This is a genomic window from Streptomyces clavifer (assembly GCF_036345975.1).
In the GTDB taxonomy this organism is placed as follows: domain Bacteria; phylum Actinomycetota; class Actinomycetes; order Streptomycetales; family Streptomycetaceae; genus Streptomyces; species Streptomyces clavifer.
This window is the reverse complement of the sequence record NZ_CP107793.1, coordinates 5078912-5097537: the sequence shown is the minus strand read 5'-3', so window position 1 is coordinate 5097537 and position 18626 is coordinate 5078912. Positions and strand designations below refer to the sequence as shown.

At 73.6% G+C, this 18626-nt stretch carries 17 protein-coding genes and 1 pseudogene; 6 read left to right on the top strand and 12 right to left on the bottom strand.

The genetic code is table 11. The features are described from left to right. Positions 1-54: 54 nt before the first annotated feature. The 10 genes and pseudogenes from OG927_RS22485 to OG927_RS22440 form a co-directional block, all read right to left on the bottom strand. A pseudogene (locus OG927_RS22485) lies at positions 55-390 on the bottom strand (4'-phosphopantetheinyl transferase family protein); the annotation flags it as partial. Positions 391-760: 370 nt separating this feature from the next. Then, on the bottom strand, positions 761-2056 hold the full coding sequence (locus tag OG927_RS22480; protein WP_164494122.1) for an acyltransferase domain-containing protein: 1296 nt from the start codon (positions 2054-2056) through the stop codon (positions 761-763). 10 nt (positions 2057-2066) lie between these two features. Then, complete coding sequence (locus OG927_RS22475; protein ID WP_330320686.1) at positions 2067-3791, bottom strand: acyl-CoA dehydrogenase; 1725 nt, start codon at positions 3789-3791, stop codon at positions 2067-2069. Next, positions 3788-5542, bottom strand: a complete 1755-nt coding sequence (locus tag OG927_RS22470; RefSeq protein WP_319100700.1) for a fatty acyl-AMP ligase — start codon at positions 5540-5542, stop codon at positions 3788-3790. Before OG927_RS22470 ends, OG927_RS22475 begins: the two co-directional genes overlap by 4 nt. A gap of 43 nt (positions 5543-5585) precedes the next feature. Continuing rightward, entirely contained in the window at positions 5586-5777 is a 192-nt protein-coding gene (locus OG927_RS22465) for an acyl-CoA carboxylase subunit epsilon (RefSeq protein ID WP_330320685.1), read from the bottom strand. 114 nt (positions 5778-5891) lie between these two features. Further along, a complete protein-coding gene (locus OG927_RS22460) occupies positions 5892-6521 on the bottom strand; it encodes an antibiotic biosynthesis monooxygenase family protein (RefSeq protein WP_056794262.1) in 630 nt (209 codons plus the stop codon). Beyond that, positions 6508-7494, bottom strand: coding sequence for an aromatase/cyclase (locus OG927_RS22455; RefSeq protein ID WP_056794260.1), 987 nt, complete (start codon positions 7492-7494; stop codon positions 6508-6510). Before OG927_RS22455 ends, OG927_RS22460 begins: the two co-directional genes overlap by 14 nt. A gap of 89 nt (positions 7495-7583) precedes the next feature. Further along, positions 7584-8618, bottom strand: a complete 1035-nt coding sequence (locus tag OG927_RS22450) for a ketoacyl-ACP synthase III family protein (RefSeq protein WP_056794258.1) — start codon at positions 8616-8618, stop codon at positions 7584-7586. Positions 8619-8642: 24 nt separating this feature from the next. After that, a complete protein-coding gene (gene cimA / locus OG927_RS22445; RefSeq protein ID WP_056794256.1) occupies positions 8643-10262 on the bottom strand; it encodes a citramalate synthase in 1620 nt (539 codons plus the stop codon). Next, on the bottom strand, positions 10255-11484 hold the full coding sequence (locus OG927_RS22440) for a CaiB/BaiF CoA transferase family protein (RefSeq protein ID WP_319100694.1): 1230 nt from the start codon (positions 11482-11484) through the stop codon (positions 10255-10257). The genes cimA and OG927_RS22440 overlap by 8 nt, the downstream gene beginning before the upstream one ends. A gap of 205 nt (positions 11485-11689) precedes the next feature. Between OG927_RS22440 and OG927_RS22435 the strand changes: the two genes are divergently transcribed. The 3 genes from OG927_RS22435 to OG927_RS22425 all read left to right on the top strand — a co-directional run bounded on the left by OG927_RS22435 (position 11690) and on the right by OG927_RS22425 (position 14651). Then, positions 11690-12919, top strand: coding sequence for a cytochrome P450 (locus OG927_RS22435; RefSeq protein WP_063887949.1), 1230 nt, complete (start codon positions 11690-11692; stop codon positions 12917-12919). 128 nt (positions 12920-13047) lie between these two features. Continuing rightward, the gene (locus tag OG927_RS22430) at positions 13048-13371 is read left to right on the top strand and encodes a 2Fe-2S iron-sulfur cluster-binding protein (protein ID WP_056794254.1); all 324 of its coding nucleotides are present in this window, start codon (positions 13048-13050) and stop codon (positions 13369-13371) included. Further along, positions 13371-14651 (top strand): NAD(P)/FAD-dependent oxidoreductase, encoded by a 1281-nt coding sequence (locus OG927_RS22425; protein WP_330320684.1) that lies wholly within the window; start codon positions 13371-13373, stop codon positions 14649-14651. The genes OG927_RS22430 and OG927_RS22425 overlap by 1 nt, the downstream gene beginning before the upstream one ends. 111 nt (positions 14652-14762) lie before the next feature. Here OG927_RS22425 and OG927_RS22420 read toward each other — a convergent pair whose 3' ends face one another. After that, positions 14763-15977: an acyl-CoA dehydrogenase family protein gene (locus tag OG927_RS22420; RefSeq protein WP_330320683.1), complete on the bottom strand. Its 1215-nt coding sequence runs from the start codon at positions 15975-15977 to the stop codon at positions 14763-14765. Beyond that, positions 15974-16465: an SRPBCC family protein gene (locus OG927_RS22415; RefSeq protein ID WP_164494123.1), complete on the bottom strand. Its 492-nt coding sequence runs from the start codon at positions 16463-16465 to the stop codon at positions 15974-15976. The genes OG927_RS22420 and OG927_RS22415 overlap by 4 nt, the downstream gene beginning before the upstream one ends. A 210-nt stretch (positions 16466-16675) precedes the next feature. On the opposite strand from OG927_RS22415, the gene OG927_RS22410 reads away from it, so the two are divergent. Genes OG927_RS22410 through OG927_RS22400 form a run of 3 tightly spaced genes read left to right on the top strand, consistent with a single transcriptional unit; the run spans position 16676 to position 18606 of the window. After that, positions 16676-17461 (top strand): SDR family NAD(P)-dependent oxidoreductase, encoded by a 786-nt coding sequence (locus OG927_RS22410; RefSeq protein WP_056794246.1) that lies wholly within the window; start codon positions 16676-16678, stop codon positions 17459-17461. Continuing rightward, entirely contained in the window at positions 17461-18417 is a 957-nt protein-coding gene (locus tag OG927_RS22405; protein ID WP_319100686.1) for an MBL fold metallo-hydrolase, read from the top strand. The genes OG927_RS22410 and OG927_RS22405 overlap by 1 nt, the downstream gene beginning before the upstream one ends. A gap of 36 nt (positions 18418-18453) precedes the next feature. Next, a complete protein-coding gene (locus tag OG927_RS22400; protein ID WP_157862922.1) occupies positions 18454-18606 on the top strand; it encodes a hypothetical protein in 153 nt (50 codons plus the stop codon). Positions 18607-18626: the final 20 nt, after the last annotated feature.

Sequence of the window (18626 nt, the reverse complement as noted above, 5' to 3'; positions counted from 1 at the left end):
CGACAGGTCGGACAGCTCCCCGAATCCGGTGTCGCACACCGCGACGCTCACGACGTAGCCGTCCCCGGCCGGGAAGGTCGCGAACTGCCACTCACCTCCCTGCACGGGCGAGCCGTCCGGCCTGACCAGCCGGGTGACCCCGTCCTCCGTGGAGAAGCCGAACCCGGTGAACCGGAACCTCAGCCCCTGCCCCAGCGCCTTGCTGTAGGCCTCCTTAAGAGTCCACAGCCGGATCATCGCGTCGTTGCGCGCCCCTTCACCGCCCGCGTCCAGCAGCGCCTTCTCGTACGGGGTGCAGGCCTGGTTCTCCGAACCGGTGTGCGCGAGCCGCCGGTCGGCGCGCTCCACGTCCACCCCGATCCGGCCGAGACGGGTGATGCCGACGACCATCATCTCCTCGGTGTGACTGAGGCTGATGTCGATCTGGTCGCAGCCGCGCACATAGGGGCGGCCGCCCGGCTGGTAGGCCAGGTCGACCAGCTCCGGGGCGGTGTGCAGCACCGCGGCGGCGGCGTGCCGCAGCAGCAGCCGGGACGCGACGAACCGGTCGCGCATCAGGGGCCGGGTGAGGGTCTCGTAGCGCTGCCAGTCCCGGCCCAGCCGGCGTCGCAGCTCCTCGTCGGTGCCACCGGACGGCAGCCAGGCCGGCATCGTCCCGTGGATAAGGGCGGTCCCGGTGCGGAGCAGTTGGGCGTGGACGGCGTCCCAGGGTCCGCCGGGCCCGTCCGCGTGCAGCGGCTGCCCGATCCCCGTCCGCACGTCAGGCCCCGCCGTCGCGGGCGCCGCTGTCCCGGACTCCGCTGTCCCGGACCCCTGGGAAGGCCGCGGTCAGCGGTCCGGCGTCCAGCGCGGAGATGACTCCCGCCAGATCGACGGCATCGCTCCCCGGGCCCTGGCAGACCGGCAGGCAGACGGGGCCCCGCCGGCCCCCGCCCATCCGCCGCAGGTACGGGGTGAGCACGGCCCGCGGTCCGATCTCGACGACGTGGGTGGGGGCCTGCTGCGCCAGCATGCTGCGGGCGGCGTCCGCGAACCGGACGGGCGAGGTGATCTGCTCGGCCCAGTACGGGGCGTAGAGCGGCTCGGTGGCGAGCCTGCCGTACACGGTCGAGTAGAACGGCAGGCGGGCGGCCCCGCCGGGCAGGCGGCGCAGCACCGCTTCGAACCCGGGCACCATCGACCGCATCAGCGGCGAGTGGAAGGCGTGGGCCACGGCCAGGTACCGGCAGCGCACGTGCCGTTCCGCGAGGACCGCCTCGATGCGCTCCAGTGCGGCACGGTCGCCGGAGAGCACGACCGACTTGGCGGCGTTGACGGCGCCGATGCCCACGTCCGGTTCGCCGGCGACGAGCTCGGCCGCCTCCTGGGGGGTGATGCAGGTGGCCATCATCCCGCCGCCCGGTGGCAGGCGCTGCATGGAGGCGCCGCGCAGCGACACCAGCCCGGCGGCGTCGTCGAGCGTGAGCGCACCGGCGACGGTGGCGGCGGCGAACTCCCCGATGCCGTGACCGAGCACCGCGACGGGCTGCACGCCGGCCTCCTGGAGGGTCCGCGCCAGGGCGTACCCGACGGCGAAGAGGGCGGGCTGGGCGAGCGCGGTGCGGTGGATGCGCGGGTCGTCGCCGAGGATCAGCTCGGCCATGGACTGCCGGGTGTGGGGCAGCAGCGCCGCGTCGGCCTCCTCCAGGAAGGTGCGGTAGCCGGTGGAGTGCAGATGGAGGCCGGCGGTCATGCCGGGGTGCTGGGAGCCCTGTCCGGTGAAGACGAAGGCGGCCCGGACCCGGCCGGGCTCCCGCCGCGAGTCCCGCATGGCCAGGAAGCCGGCGAGCTCGCGCACGGTGGGGTACGTCCAGATGTCCTCGGGGTCGATGAGCGTGCCGAACTCGTCCTCGATGTCCCCGTAGAGGCTGAGCGCGGCCACCGAGTCGAAACCCTCCTCGTCCAGCGGTGCCGTGTCCGGTACCGGTCGGCCGAGGTAGTGGGCGACCCGCTCGCGCAGCCATTCCCGGTGGGCCACGGCGAAGTCGTCGTCGGCGGAGCTCGGGTGTTCCTGCATGGTCGGCTCCTCAGGCGAGCGGCGAGCTGTAGAGGTCATAGCTGCGGCGGTCGTGCAGTCGGGCGACGGCCTCGTCCAGCACCTGGCGCTCGCAGGCTGCCGGCCGGTCCGGCAGGGGCAGTCCGAGCCGTCTCGCGAGCCGGTAGAGGACCGCCGTGGCCCAGGCCGGGTCCGCGAGGAACGGGTCGGTGGCGCCCGCGGGCGCGGACTGCTGCTCGCGCCACACCCCGAGGCAGGCCGCCGCGGCGAGCACCAGGGTGTAGCGGTCGGCCAGGCCGAAGCTGTGGGGGCTCGACAGTGCCTCCCGGTCGCCCTGCCCAATCGCCTCGAACGCCTTCTTGAGTTGCGCGAGTTCACCGGTGAGGGAGCGGGCCAGGAAGCGCAGTGCGTGGCCGGCCGGTCCCGGCGGCCCGGCCGACTCGAGCCGGTCGGTGCAGGCGACCAGGGTCGCGGCCAGCGGGTCGCCGTCGCCGAGCAGGGCCGGGAGGGTCAGGTCCAGCGGGGGCAGCGGCTCATGGGGCCGGAACAGTCCGGGCGGCGGTTCGGGGTCGGCGAACCAGGCGTGCCGGGCGAAGAAGGGCAGCTGCGGCAGGATGCTCACCTGGCGGCCCGCGCTGCCGGCGTGGCCCAGCGAGGTGACCGGCAGGTCGCGGCGCTGCTTCTGGAACATGCCGTACGCCCCGTCCTGGGCGAAGGTCTCCTCGCCCAGGACCGCCGACATCTCGTCCATGCTCTCGGAGACGAGCCTGGGCGCCAGATAGGCGGCGGCCGCCGCGTAGGCGCTCATCTGCCGGGGCAGCAGGTGCAGTGCCCGTGTCGCGACGAGGGCGAGGCAGTCGATGAGCAGCAGGTCCAGGAAGCCGCCCGTCAGCACGTCCCGTACGTGCTGCACGTCCATCGAGGACCGGCCGTCGGCCCGGGTACGGCCGGCGAACCGGGTGACGGTGCGCAGGGCGGTGTCGGCTCCGGCGAGGACGATGGACGGGATGAGCCCGCGGATGAGCAGCGAGGAGCGCAGCGACAGTTCGTAGCCGTCCCCGGCGGCGCCGAGCACCGCACTGTCGGGAACATGGCAGTCGGTGATCCGCAGGCCGCCGAATTCGGCGCTGCGCATGCCGTGGGTGGTGCGCCGGGCCAGGTCCTCGACCCGGTCCGCGGGCAGTTCGTCGCGGTCGAGCAGCAGCACCGTGTGGCTGCGGCCGCGGGCGGCGGCCTCCGTGCGGGCGAAGACCACCAGGCCGGTGGCGCGGGAGGCGTTGGCGATCGCGGACTTGCTGCCGTCGAGCCGCAGTCCGCCGGGGACGGGGAGGGCGGTGAACTCGTCGCGGACGAAGTCGTTCCCGTGGGCGACCTCGTGCCGGGCGACGGCGATCCTGCGGCCGTTCAGGAGCAGCCGGGCGGCCTGCTGCTGCTGCGCTGTGTTCCCCGCGGTCCACACCGGGGTGGCGGCGAAGAAGCAGTTGAGCCCGTAGCCGAAGCCGAGGGAGGCGTCCCGGCGGAAGACGGGGCGCAGGATCCGCCCGAGCAGGTCCATCCGCTCCAGCCGGCCGCCGAGGCTCGCGGGGACGAACTCCGCGTTGAGGTCGTACGCGTCCAGGACCTTCTCGGCGCCGGGCAGTACCTCTCCGGCCGCGTCTGCGGCCAGCAGGGCCTCGGCACCGAGGGGGTTGGCGGGGTCGTCGAACGGACCGAACGCCCGCTCCAGGGCGTCGATGCGCTCCTCGGGCGGTGTCATCGCGCTCTCCCGGCCGCGAGCAGCCGCTCGACGTCGCTGTCGAGGCGCTGGTGCAGGGGCGTGAGCTCGCCGCGCAGGAAGAGCCGCCGCATCGCCGCCCGTTCCACCTTGCCGCTGGTCGTCCTGCGGACCGTGCCCGGGCGCACGAGCAGCACGGCCCCGGCCTTCACCTCGTACTCCTGGCTGAGGCGCTGCTGGACGGCGGCGGCGAGTGCGGCCAGGTCGATGTCGTAACGGCTGCGGGCTCGCAGCTCCTGCACGATGACGATGCGCTCGCGGGAGTCGGGCACGGCGAAGGCGGTGGCGGCCCCGAACAGCCCGCTGACCTGCTGGACGGTGCGTTCCAGGTCCTGTGGGTAGAGGTTGCGCCCGGCAAAGATGATCATGTCCTTGATCCGGCCGGTCACGTACAGCAGCCCGTCGTCCAGGGCGCCCAGGTCACCGGTGCGCAGGTATCCGGAGCCGCCGCCCTCGATGCGGCAGCCGAAGGACGCGGCGGTCTCCGCCGGGCGGCCCCGGTAGCCGGGGCCGATGCTCTCGCCGCGGACCCAGATCTCGCCGATCCGTCCGTCGGGCAGTTCCCGGCGGGTCTCGGGGTCCACGATGCGTACGTCGGCCGAGGCGGGCGGGCCGCAGTGGGTGAGGACCCGGCCGGTGCCCGCGGGTGCGGGCACCAGCCGGCCCGCCTCCAGGGCGGCGGCGTCCACGGTGCGCGACGCGGCGGCCGGCGCGGTGCGGGTGCCCGAGACGAGCAGGGTCGCCTCGGCCAGCCCGTAGCAGGGGGCCAGTGCTCCGGGGCGCAGACCGGCGGGCGCGAACCTCTCGGCGAAGGCCTTCAGGGTGGCTGCGTCCACGGGTTCGCCGCCGCTGACGGCGACCTCCCAGCGGGACAGGTCCAGAGCGGCGATCTGGGAGTCGTTGATCCGGCGTACGCACAGGTCGTACGCGAAGTCCGGGGCCCCGCTGACGGTCAGTCCGTACCGCGAGACCGTCTCCAGCCAGTTCGCCGGCCGCTTGACGAACGCGGCCGGGGAGAGCAGGACGGCGGTACCGCCCAGCCACAGGGCGTGGAGCAGCTGGCCGGCCAGGCCCATGTCGTGGTGGAGGGGCAGCCAGCCGCCCATCCGGATGCCGGGGCGGGTGCCGAGCGCCTCGCGGATGGCGCGCTGGTTGGCGAGCAGGCTGCGGTGGGTGACGACCACGCCGCGGGGTTCGCGGGTGGAGCCGGAGGTGTACTGGAGGTACACGGGCTCGTCGGGCTCGGCCGCGTGGGGCTCCACGTCCTCCCCGGGTGCGGCGCCCGCCGGGGCGGGCCCGTCGGCGAGCAGGCAGACGACGTCGCCGTGTCCGGTGCGGGCGAGCAGTTGCGAGGCCTCGGCGGCCTCTGCCACGGAGGTGATCAGGCACGCGGCGGCGGCGTCCTTGACGATCCCCGCGATGCGCTCGTCGTGGTGCCCGCGGCCACCGGGCGGCGCGACGGGTACGGCGACCGCACCGGTGTACAGGCAGGCGAGGAAGCCGGTGACGAACAGGGCCCGGGATCCCGGCGCGATCAGCACCCGGTCTCCCGGCCGCACGTGCCGGCGCAGCCGGCCGGCGAGGGTGCGCGCGGCCCGGTCGAGCTCCGCGTACGTGACCGTCTCCGGCCGGAGGCCGCCGTCCCGCTCGGTGAGGAGGATCAGCGCTTCCCGGTCCGGTGTCTCGGCGGCCCGGGCCCGGATGTGTGCGGTGAGCGTCCGGTGTCCTGTCATGCCTCCCCCTCGCATGTCGTGCGGCCGTCGTGCGAACGCCCGCTCATCGTCCGGACCAGGCCACCGGGGTCCGGTGGCCGCCGTTCTTCACGGTCCAGCCGGCGTAGGCCGTTGCGACGTCGCCGTCCGGTTCGCCGGTACGGCGGACGAGGGCCAGCAGGACGGCGGTGACGGCCGCCAGCTCGGCCTCGTCGGGCCTGCCGCGGACCACGGTGATGCGCATCGGATTCGCCATGGGACCAGCGTGCTCCACGCCGCTCGCAGCGGACTCGTGCCCGGGACGCACGGGAGCCGAGGACCCGTGGTCCTCGGCTCCTGTGCGGGTGGAGCGGCGGCACGCCCCGGCGTGTCAGCTCAGGACGCGCTCGTACGCCACGTGCCGGGTGCGTTCCACGGAGAGTTCGGCGTTCCGTGCCAGCATCCGCGCCGCGGCGCGGTGGCCGCTGTCGTCGAGGGCACGTTCGCACGCGTCGCTGTCACGCCACCACTGGATGGCCGTGTAGACGTCGGGGCGCAGCGTGGAGCGCAGGAGATCGCTCCCGCCGAATCCGCCCAGCCGTGCCAGGTGCTGGTTCGTCTCGGCGAACTGCCGCTCGAACACGTGCGGGTCCCCGTGCACCGTCGCCCGGGTCAGCACGACGTTCGCCGCCCCGACCACGGCGTCCTCCGTGACCGTCCGGACCACGCTCACCGCCTGGTCGGCCTCGGTGTCCACCATGGGGGCGAGCTTGCGGACCTGGGCCTGGAAGGTGTCGTCGTGGACGGTGTCGAGGAAACCCCGCATGGTCCGCCAGTGCCCGAGGTGCACGTACACCTGCGGGTGCTCGACGAGCTGCACGGTCACCAGGAAGTGGAAGTCCTCGCGGGTGCGCAGGTACTGCGAGTGGTCCCGGAACGCGCGCTCGAAGCGCTCGGTGTCCCCCTTGACGTCGAACCGGTTGACCACCGTGATCGGGGCGTCGTGACTACGCTTCGGCACGTACTTCCTCCGCGAACTTCTTGGCATGGCGCAGTGTGGTGGAGCTGTTGGTACCGAGTGCCTTGCGTACCAGGGCACGGGCGTCGGCGAGCGTGGCCCCGGGGCCGAGCGCGGTGCGGACACCGGCCGGGTCCAGGGTCACGGTGTGCCACGAGGTGGCCCGGACCGTCCCGTCCCCCAGTGACTCGATGACCCAGCGCCCGGTGTGACCGCTCATCGCGACCGGCACCCGGAGCTGCTTGTAGACGATGACCTTGCGGTCCTCGAAGCAGACGCGGACCGAGGTGGTGTTGTGGGTGGAGCCGTCCGGGCTGCGGGTGTCCATGTCCATCTGCTGGATGCCCTGTTCGTCCTCGCTGAGGTCCAGCCGGGCCACGTGCGGCAGCCGCTGCGGCCACAGGTCGGCCCGGTCCAGGAAGGCGAAGACGTCGCCGGCCGCGCCGAAGACGGTCTCCGAGTCGCTGAAGGTGAAGTGGAGCTCCTCGCGGGCCTCGCCCTGCTCGGCGGTGTTCTTCAGGGCGAGGAGCTCGGCACGGCTGTTGCGGTCGACGGCCTGCTCGATCAGCGCCTCGGCGTCCGGGGCGTCGTCGACGGCGCGGTAGTCGTGCAGCAGCGTGACCCGGGTAGTGCCGTCCTCCAGCTCCTGGACGCGCCACTCGCCGCCCATCGACTCGACGGGCGGCGCCGTGACGACCTGGCGGAAGGTGATGGTGCGGGCGGCCGGGTCCAGTACGCGGCGTGAGGTCCAGGTGCGGACCTTGTCGCCGGCGATCGCCCAGATGCGCAGGAGCTGCTCGCCGCCGCCTTCGGGGGCCTCCTCCAGCACCTCGACGTGCACGGTGGGGCCGAACACCTGCGGCCACTCGGCGACGTCGGCCACCAGCGCGTAGACGGCGGCGGGTGACGCGGCCACGGTGATGGAGTGCTCCGTGACATGCAGTGCTCGGGTCTCGGACGTAGCGGTGGGCGCCACGGCAAACCTTCCCTTCGGACAGTCCGCAGCAGGGCGGATCACAAGGCTGACATGAAGTGCTCAAGCGGAACTTGAGAACCGGTGGACCGTTACGGGGCCGCCCAGTCCGGGCGTCGCAGGATGTCCACGACGGCGCAGCCCCAGCTGTATCCGGCACCGACGCTGACGAGGACGCACCGGTCGCCGGGCGAGGCGCGGCCCGAGACCAGCAGGTGGTCGAGTCCGGCGAACTGGTCGCCGGCCCCGAGGTGACCGACCGTCCGGCTGTAGTCCCAGGTGGTGCGGTCGGGATCGATGCCGAACGGCTTGTAGTAGATGGCCTGCAGACGCCGGCGGCCGAAGTGCGGCAGCACGACCCAGTCCGCCTCGCCCAGCTCGGACCCGGCGTCGGCCAGCGCCTGCTTGATCACCGTCTGCTGGCCGTTGTGGGCCCGGGTGATCGCGTACGAGATGCCGGTGCGGCCGACGAAGGCGCGCTTGGCCTCGTCGAAGTCGACGGGCATCCGGTGGGCGAAGGGTGCGGGGGTGAACGGGTCGTCCCCGCGGTGCAGCGGCTCCAGCTCGGGGTCCGCGTACAGGGCGAGCGAGACCAGCCGGGCGAAGCCGCCGCGCCGGGACAGTACGAGGGAGGTGGCACCGTCGGCGTACGGGGTGCCCGGGTCGGTGTTCCAGCGGTCGATGCCGGGGGCGCAGAACCGGTCGGCGGTGGTGATCAGTGCGTCGCCGTGGCCGTGCCCCGCGGTGAGGTAGGCGGTGGCGAGGTCGAGTGCGGCGAGTCCGCCGTTGGACATCTGCCGGATCTCGACGGCCTGGCAGGTGTTGCCGAGCGCCTCGCGCTGGATGTACGAGGCGACCGGCCACAGGTCCTGGCCCTGGTGGTAGGTGTCGGCGTGCAGCAGCAGATCGACGTCGCCACCGTGGCTGTCCGCCCGGTGCAGGGCGGTCCTGGCCGCGGCCGCGGCCATCTCGGCGGCGGACTCGTCGGGTGAGTACGCCACCGACTCCATGCCGGTGGCCGCTGCCACCCGGGGCGGGCAGGCCCCCGAGGCGACGGCGTCGGCTACCGCCAGGCGGGAGGGAAGCCGTGTGGAGGTCCCCCGTATGTAGACGTCTTCCAGACGCACTGTCACTCCAGAGAGGTTCGGGGCTCAGCCCGGTACGGCGGCGGCCAGGGGCGGGGCGTCCTCGACCCGGCCGGGCGGCCCGTCGAGCAGGACGTAGTGGACGGCGTCGAGGAGCGCCTGCCAGCTGGCCGCCGTCGTGTTGCCGTCCACGCCGACGGTGCCCCAGCTGCGCTCCCCGTCCCGGTAGGAGATGAGCACCCGGGCGGCGGCACCGCTGCCGGTCTCGCCGCTGAGCACCCGCACCCGGTAGTCGGTCAGTTCGAGGCGGGACAGGGCGGGGAAGCAGGGGTCCAGCGCCGTGTGCAGCGCGGTGTCCATGGCGTTGACGGGACCGTTCCCGTGGCCGGTGGCGGTGACGGACCGCCCCTGGACGGTCAGTCGTACGGTGGCCTCGGTACGCACCTCGTCACCGGTCCCGGTCACTCCGACGGACCAGGACTCGACGTCGAACGGGCGGGGCCGGGGTCCGCCGTCGAGTTCCTCGCGCAGGAGCAGCTCGAAGGAGGCGTCGGCGGACTCGAAGCTGTAGCCGTCGCTCTCCATCTCCTTGACCCGGGTCGCGGCGCGGGCCACTTCGTCGGAGCCCGCTTCGACGGCGTATCCCAGTTCGCGTGCCTTGAGCTCGATCGACGAGCGCCCGCCCATGTCGGAGACGAGGGTGCGCATGGTGTTGCCGACGAACTCGGGGGTGGTGTGCTGGTAGAGGTCGGGGTCGACGCGCAGCGCGGAGGCGTGCAGGCCGGCCTTGTGGGTGAAGGCGGAGCCGCCGATGTACGGTGCGGCGGCACTGCCGGGCACCTGGGTCAGCTCGGTGACCGCCCGGCCGGTCCGGGCCAGTTCCCGCAGCTTCTCCAGCGGGATCACCTCGCGGCCTCGCTTGAGCACCAGATTGGCGATGACGGTGAACAGGTCGGCGTTGCCGCACCGTTCGCCGTAGCCGTGCGCGGTGCCCTGGGCCTGGACCGCGCCGGCGTCGACCGCCGCCATGGTGTTGGCCACGGCGCAGCCGCTGTCGTTGTGGGCGTGGATGCCGAGCGGTACGCCGGTGAGGTCGAGCGTCTCGGTGACGACGGTCCGCACCTCGTCGGGCAGCGACCCGCCGTTCGTGTCGCACAGGACGACGGTCTCCGCACCGGCCTCGGCCGCCGCGCGGACGACGGCCAGCGCGTACTCGCGGTTGAGCTGGTATCCGTCGAAGTAGTGCTCGGCGTCGACGAAGACCCGCCGGCCGGCGTGCACCAGGTGGCGTACCGTGCCGCTGATCATGGCCAGGTTCTCGGCGAGCGTGGTGCGCAGGGCGTTGCGCACATGGCCGGTGTGGCTCTTGGCGACCAGGGTCACCACCGGGGTCTCGGCCTCCAGCAGCGCGCGCACCTGCGGGTCCAGGGAGGCGGGCACCCCTGGGCGGCGGGTGGCGCCGAAGGCCGCGAGCACGGCGTTCCCCAGGTCGAGTTCGGTACGGGCCCGGCGGAAGAACTCGGTGTCCTTCGGTACGGCTCCGGGCCAGCCGCCCTCGATGAATCCCACCCCGAGGTCGTCGAGCCGGCGGGCGACGGCGAGTTTGTCCTCGACCGTCAGCACCATGCCTTCCTGCTGGGTGCCGTCGCGCAGGGTCGTGTCGTAGAGCTGGAACTGCTCAGCCATCGCCGCTCCCTTGGTCTGGTGCCGACCGGCCGGCGGATGTTCCGACGGCACCGGCCGACAGGTCCGGCTGTTCGCCCCAGGTTCGGGCGGGTGCACGGAGGACCGCTGGAGCCCAGGTGGACCTCCGGCGCAGTGCCGGAGTACGGCTGAAGCGGGGCGCGGGAGCGGCCGGCCCGCCGCCGCGGGCCCGCTGGTGCGGGTGCGCCGGGGCCTCGTCGATGCGCAGCACGGGGGTGACGCAGGCCTCCGTTCCGTCGAACAGCCGGGCCCAGGTGTCCCGGTCGTGGAGCAGGAACCGGCCGGCGAACTCCCGTCGCAGGGCGGGCCAGTTGGCGGGGTCGGCGCGGTCCGGGAGCCGGTCGGGGCCGATCCCGAGTCCGGCCAGCAGGGCGCCGTAGAACCGTTCCTCCAGGGCGCCCACCGCGACATGGCCTCCGTCGGCGCACACGTAGCAGGTGTAGTAGGGAGCGCCTCCGTCGAGCAGGTTCGCCCCGCGCTCGTGCCGCCAGTGGCCGGCGTCGGCCATGCCCGTGGCCATGGCCAGCAAGGTGTTGACCCCGTCGACGATCGCCGCGTCGACGACCTGTCCGAGGCCGGAGGAGCGGCGCTCGTGGAGCGCGGCGAGGACGCCGGTGACCAGGAACATCGCGCCGCCGCCGAAGTCACCGAGCAGGTTGACGGGCGGCACCGGAGGGCCGCCCGCCTCGCCGATCGCGTACAGCGCCCCGGTCAGGGCGAGGTAGTTGATGTCGTGGCCGGGGGTGTCGGCCAGCGGGCCGTCCTGCCCCCATCCGGTCATCCGGGCGTAGACGAGTCCGGGGTTGCGCTCCCGGCAGACGTCCGGGCCGATGCCCAGCCGCTCCGCGACCCCGGGCCGGAACCCCTCCACGAGTACGTCGGCGCCGTCCATCAGGCGCAGGAGGTCCGCGACGCCGGACGGGTCCTTCAGGTCGAGGGCCACCGTGCGGCGGCCCCGGTCCAGCTCCCGGTGCCAGTCGGTGAAGGAGCGCCTGCCGTCCGCCCGGTCCACCCGGACCACGTCGGCGCCCAGGTCGGCGAACATCATGCAGGCGAACGGGGCGGGGCCTATCGCGGCGAGTTCGAGGACCCTCAGGCCGTGCAGGGGGCCGTTCCCGGGCCGCCCGCCGGGCCCGTCCGCGCGCCTCGCGCCCGGCCCGTTCCCGGTTCCGTCCGGCTCCGGTCCTGCGGGGGGTGTGGTCATCGCTGGTCCTCCGGGTCCTCCTGGGTCGCGGCCCCGGCAAGCCTGCGCGCCCCGGCTCGCGCCCGGCATGAGGCGGGCCGGACCACGGCTCCCCCGGACCCGGTACCGCTCCGCGTCCGCTCGACCGGGGCCCCAGCCCCGTTGGGTGTACTGCTGCCCGGCCGCTCCCGCTGCCCCGACGTACCCCGGAGAGGATCGATCCGCTGTGACCATCAGTGATCTGGAGTCAGCTGCCCCTGCCGAGGCGGAGGCGGCGACGTTTCCGTACAAGCGCACGTGCCCGTTCACCCCGCCGGCCCAGTACGCCGACATGATCGAGAAGGATGTCTCGGAGGTCACGCTGGACGGCTCCGGCCTGCGCATCTGGACGGTCACGGGCTACGAGACCATACGGACGCTGCTCACCGACCCCCGGTTGAGCGCGTCGCGCAGGCACGACAACTTCCCGTTCTACTTCGTCGCGCCGCCGGAGTACCGGACCGAGACCTCGTTCATCGGCTACGACGGGGCCGCGCACAGCAGCACCCGGCGCAAGGCCGCGCTCACCTTCACCCACCGGCAGGTCCAGCGGCTGCGTCCGCGCATCGAGGAGATCGTCGACGAGCACCTGGACAAGCTGCTGGCGATGGAGGCCCCGGCCGACTTCCACCGGGTCTTCTCGCTGGCCGTGCCGATGACCGTGATCTGCGAGCTGCTGGGCATCCCGCAGGACCAGCACGAGTTCTTCATCAAGCACGGCACGGCCCTGCTGGGCGGCCACAGCTCCACGGAGGAGCGGCAGGCCGCGATCGTCGAGGTGAACGCGTACATCAGCGAGCTGATCAAGCAGAAGAAGGAGGAGCCGGGCGAGGACCTGCTCAGCCGGGCGATGGCCGACTACGAGGCCTCCGGCGAGGAGTACACCGACCGCGACCTCTTCAACATGGTCCGGCTGCTGATGAACGGCGGGCACGAGACGACCGCCAGCCAGATCTCGCTGGGCACGGCCTGCCTGCTGGAGAACCCCGACCAGCTGGAACTCCTGCTGAACGACCCCTCCCTGGTCAAGCCGGCCGTGGAGGAGCTGGTGCGGTTCGCGACCATCGGCGACACCGCCGTGCCGCGGGTCGCGCTGGAGGACATCGAGGTGGCCGGCCAGGTCATCCGCAAGGGCGACGGCATCCTCTGCCTCGGCCTGGCCGCCAACCGCGACCCGGAGGTCTTCCCCGAGCCGGAGAAGCTCGACATCCGCCGCGGCAGCCGCAAGCACCTGGGCTTCGGACACGGCGTGCACCACTGCATCGGCGCGGACCTGGCCCGCCTCGAACTGGAGATCGTGTGGAGCAAGCTCTTCCAGCGGATTCCGACGCTCCGGCTCGCCAAGCCCTTCCTGGAGATCCCGCGCAAGGAGGGCGCCGTCATCTACGGCCTGTGGGAGCTGCCGGTCACCTGGTGACCCCGGCCCGGTGATCCCCGCCCCCGGGCCGGCCCGCACGACGGCGGCCGGCGGGGCGGGGATCACCGGGATCCCGCGGAAACAGCACACCCCCACGGCCGACCGACATTCCACGAGGAGAGCACGCCATGGCCAAGATCACCTACAAGCATCCGAACGGTACCGTCACCGTCGTCGACGTCCGGGCGCCCGGCACGGTCATGCGCGGTGCGAAGCTCAACAACATCGACGGCATCGAGGCGCAGTGCGGCGGCTCCGCCCAGTGCGGCACCTGCCACGTGTACGTCGACGAGGCGAACACGCTGCCGCTGCCCGCGATGGACTCCGTCGAGGACGACGTGCTGTACGGCACCGCCTGCGAGCGCAACGAGTTCAGCCGGCTGAGCTGCCAGCTGCCCATCTCCGAGGAGCTCGACGGACTGCTGGTCCACCTGCCCGAGGCGCAGAGCTGATGGCCGCGCACCCGGTGGTCGTCGCCGGAGCGGGCCAGGCGGGCTTCGACACCGCGTGCGCCCTGCGCAGCCGCGGATTCCAGGGGCGGATCACACTCGTCGGCGACGAACCGCCGGGCCCCTGCCACCGTCCCCCGCTGTCGAAGGGCTACCTCACGGGCTCGGTGACGGCCGACGAGGTCCTGCTGCGGCCCGCGTCGTTCTTCGCCGAGCAGGACATCGAGCTGCTGACGGGCGACCGGGTCGCCTCCGTCGACCGGGACCGGCACACCGTGCTGCTGGAGTCGGGTCTCCGCCTCCCGTACGGTTCGCTGGTCCTGGCGACCGGATGCAGGCCGCGCACCCTGCCGGTGCCCGGGGCCTCGCTGACCGGGGTGCTCTCGCTGCGCGGGCTCGCGGACGCCGAGGACCTCCGGGTCCGCCTGACCGGGCCGCCGCGGCAGCTCGTCGTGGTCGGGGCGGGGTTCATCGGCCTCGAGGTCGCGGCCACCGCTCGCGGACTCGGCCACGAGGTGACGGTGGTGGAGGCGCAGCCACGGGCCCTGGCCCGCGCCCTGACACCCGTGATGTCGGACCGGCTCGTCGCGGAGCACCGCGCCCAGGGGGTCCGGCTGCTGCTCGGCCGCGAGGTGGCGGCACTGCACGGCGACGGCGGGGGCCGGGTGCACGTCGTGGAACTGGACGGCGGCGAGCGGATCGCCGCGGACCTGGTCGTGGTCGGCATCGGGGTGCTTCCCAACACCGCGCCCGCGCTCTCCGCGGGGCTGCTCGTCGGTGACGGCGTCGTCGTGGACGAACGGCTGCGGACCGAGGACCCGGACATCTACGCGCTCGGCGACTGCGCCCGCTTCCCCGGCCCGCAGGCCGGCCGGCACATCCGCCTGGAGTCCGTGCAGAACGCCTCCGACCAGGCGCGGTGCGTCGCCGCGGCCATCTGCGGCGAGCCCTACGCGTACACCTCCGTCCCGTGGTTCTGGTCGGAGCAGTACGCCCTGCGCCTGCAGATCGCCGGGCTGACGGCGGGCCACGACACGACGGTGACCGTCGGCGACCCCGAGGGCGGGCGGTTCTCCGTCTTCTGCTTCCGGGACGGCCGGCTGACGGGCGTCGAGTCGGTGAACCGCCCCGCGGACCACGGCATCGCCCGGCGGCTGCTGACGGCGGGCACGGACCTGACGCCCGCGACGGTGCGGCAGCCGGGGTTCGACCTCAAGAAGCTGCCCCGCACCGCCCCGCGGTCCGCGGCGGCCGCGGGCGGACGGCAGTCCGTACCCGCCTGAGGCGCGCGCAAAAGGGCGTCCGGGACCTCTCGTCCCGGACGCCCCTTCGCCGCTCCCGCGCCTCTTCGCCGTTCCCGCGCCTCTTCGCCGATCCCGCGCCCCGGTCCCCGCTCAGTCCTTCGGGCCGAGCAGTACGGCCGCGTAGTTCTCGCGCGCGGCCGTGTCGTACTGGAGTGCCACATGGCTGGTGGCCGAGGTGACGTCCCGCCAGAACCGCTGCAGGGAGTGCCCCTCACCGAGGCCGGAGGTACCGGCCGCGCCGACGAGCAGCGTGACCGCCTCCCGCAGGGTCTCGGCGGCGAAGGCGGCGTTGCGCTCGTTCCGTGCGAGCTCCCGCGGGGCGAACAGCCGCCGGTCCAGCGCGCGTGCGCTCTCCTCGACGAGGTGCCGTGCGGCGTCGATCCGCCCGGACGCGCGGACGACGTCCAGTTCGGCCGTCGGGCTGCGCCTGCGGCCGGTGAGCGTGGCGGCGCAGGCCGCCAGGGCCCCGGCGGCGGCGCCCACGACCGGGGCGACGAAGGTCAGACCGCCGACACCCCGGAACGGCACGTTGTGCGAGGCCACGCGGGAGGTGGGATTGCGTCCGGTGAGGGTGGCGGCGCGCTCGAAGGACAGGTGCCGCGGTACGAACACGTCGTCGACGACGACGGTGTGGCTGCCGGTGGCCCGCATCCCGACGCTGTCCCACGTCTCGCGCACGGTGTACGCGCCCCGGGGCACGGCGAAGAAGCGCAGCCCGGCCGGCTCGTCGCCGCCCGCCGCCGCGGCGCAGACGACGGCCCAGTCCGCGAAGGCGATGCCGCTGACGTACGCCCAGCAGCCGGTGACCCGCCATCCGCCGTCCGCCGGCCTCGCCCGTCCGGCGGGCATCAGACCGGTCGCCAGCAGCGTGTCGGGGCCGGCGCCCCACAGCTCCTGGTGCCCCTCCTCGGGCAGATGGGACGCCAGTCGGGCCGCGTACGCGGCGAGCGAGGCGCACCACGCCGTCGCCGCGCAGCTCTCGCCGACCGGGAGGACGGCACGGGTGAGGTCCTCGAAGGTCCCCTCCGCGCCGCCGAAGCGCGCGGCCACGAAGTGCCGGGCGAACCCGTCCTCGCGGATCGCGTCGGTGACCTCCCGGGCCAGGCCGCGCCGGGTGTCCGCTTCGGCGGCGTGCAGCGCGGCGAGGGCGCGCAGGCGGCCGGCCGCGGGGGCCTGCCCGGTGCCGGGGAGCGACGCGGCCCCCCGGGCCGCTGCCGCGCCCGCGGCCGGGACGGCAGCCGGCTCCGGGGCCGGCTCCGTCCCCGTGGCGGCCGGAGCGTCCAGGACGCCACGGCCGACGCTCACGCCCCCGACCCGTCGGCGACCGCCTGCGCGAAGCGCTCCAGCGTCTCGCCCGGGCTCGGTCCGTCCAGCGCCTTGAAGATCCGCTCGGCGCCGGGCCCGTGCCGGTCCAGGTCCACATGGGCCAGCGACACCCGGGTGCGCCCGCCGTCGACGGCCTCGAAGTCGACCTCGATCCGGCTGGCCCGGTCGTCCGTGGGGATCGACTGCCAGTTGGGGTCGACGCGCCAGGTCATGGCGACGCGACGGCCGGGCACCCACTCCAGCACGCGGCCCCAGGCGATCTGGGTGCCGTCCACGTCCCACTCGTAGTAACGCCCGCCCACACCCGGCTCGAAGGCCAGGCCGGCCCGCTCCTTGCGCACCAGGACGTGGCTCGGCGGCCACCAGTCCACGGGACGCTCGGTGAAGACCTTGAAGCACTCATCGGGCGTCGCCGCCACGGTGACCGACTTCCTGACATCGGGCAGGGTCTGCGTCTGCTCGGGCACGGGGTCTCCTCGCTCCAGCCGGGCGTCCGCCCGGTCGCCGCATCGAATGCGCCCACGCTGACCGGCCGCGCTAGGCCGCGTGTCGAGTCCCGCTCGACACCCCGTGCTCCGGCCCCGCTCCACCGCCGTACGAGATCCCCGCAAGGCGGCGGGCCCACCGTCGAGCCGATGGGTCCGGGATCCGCCGGCACGAACGATGGGGAGAGCACGATGACAGACGCAGGACGGCGAGTGGCCTTCGTCACCGGGGCGACCAGCGGGATCGGCCTGGCCGTGACCGAACTTCTCGCCCGGCAGGGTGTCGCGGTGTTCGGTGTGGCGCGCAGCGCGGAGAGCGTGCGCACGGTGGTCAAGGAACTCCGGGAGCAGGGGCTCGAAGTGGCGGGCACGGTGTGCGACGTGACGTCCGTGGAGCAGATCCGGGAGGCCGTGCGGGCCGCGGTCGCCGAGTACGGGCGCATCGACATCCTCGTCAACAACGCGGGCCGCGGCGGCGGCGGCGTGACCGCCGAGATGGAGGACTCCCTCTGGGACGACGTCATCGAGACCAACCTGAACGGCACGTTCCGGGTGACCCGGGAGGTCCTGAGCACCGGCCTCATGCGGGAGGGCGACTGGGGGCGGATCATCAACATCGCGTCCACCGGGGGCAAGCAGGGCGTCGAGCTGGCCGCGCCCTACTCGGCCTCCAAGCACGGGGTCATCGGCTTCACCAAGGCCGTCGGCAAGGAGCTCGCCCCGACCGGGATCACCGTGAACGCGGTCTGCCCGGGCTATGTCGAGACGCCGATGGCCCAGCGGGTGCGGCAGGGCTACGCGGGCCACTACGGGGTGACCGAGCAGGAGATCCAGGACAAGTTCAACGCGAAGATCCCACTGGGCCGCTACTCGACCCCCGAGGAGGTGGCGGGCCTCGTCGGCTACCTCGCCTCCGACACCGCCGGGTCGATCACGGCGCAGGCGCTGAACGTCTGCGGCGGGCTCGGGAACTACTGATGGCGACCGGTACGCACGAGGTGCGCACGGCGGCTCCGCAGGCCGCGCGGACCGCGGGACCGGGTTCCCTGGTGCCGGTCGCCGACGGGGTGTACGCCTTCGTCCAGCCGGAGGGCGGCTGGTGCCTGAACAACGCGGGCCTGGTCGCCGGCGGCGACCGGTCCGTCCTGGTGGACACGGCGGCGACCGAGTCACGCACGCGGCGGCTGCGGGAGGAGGTGGCCCGGATCGTGCCCGACGGTCCGGACTACGTCGTCAACACGCACTTCCACGGCGACCACACCTTCGGCAACGGCCAGTTCGCCCCGCGCGCGGTGGTCGTGGCCCACGCGGGGACCCGGGCGGACACGCGGGAGGCGGGCCTGGGGCTGCGCGGGCTGTGGCCGGACGTGGACTGGGGCGAGACACCGCTGACCCTGCCCACCCTGACCTTCCGGGACGAACTGACCCTGTACGGCGACCGGTTGCGCACCGAGCTGCTCCATGTCGGCCCCGCCCACACGGCGAACGACGTGGTGGCCTGGGTCCCGGAGCGCGCGGTCCTGTTCACCGGGGACGTGGTCTGGTCGGGGGTGACTCCGTACATCCTGATGGGGTCGGTCACCGGTTCGCTGCGCGCCCTGGAGCGGATGCGGGCGCTGCGGCCGGAGGTGGTGGTCCCCGGGCACGGCCCGGTCGGCGGGCCGGAGCTCATCGACGCGACGGAGTCGTACCTCCACCTGCTCCAGGCGCTGGCACAGGACGGCGTGCGCCGCGGCCTGAGCCCGCTGCGGGCCGCGAGGGAGGCGGACCTCGGCGCCTTCGCCTCCCTGCTGGACTCCGAGCGGCTCGTCGGCAATCTGCACCGTGCCTACGCGGAAATCGAGGGCCTGGCCCCCGGTGCCCGCATCGATGTGGCGGCCTCGTTCAAGGAGATGGTCGCCTTCCACGGCGGGCTGCCGGCCTGTCATGCCTGACTGCGCACCCCGCGCATCCCGAAGGAGGATTCGTCGATGGAGACGATGCTGCTGGACCGCGAGACGGTGGACCGGGAACCGCTGCCACCCCCGCCACTGACCGACGTTCCGCACTGGGTTCCCCTGCTGCTGGCCGGGGACCACGACGACGACGGGAGCGAACCGCACATCTGCCGGGGCATCGACTGACCGGCGGCCGGACGGCATCC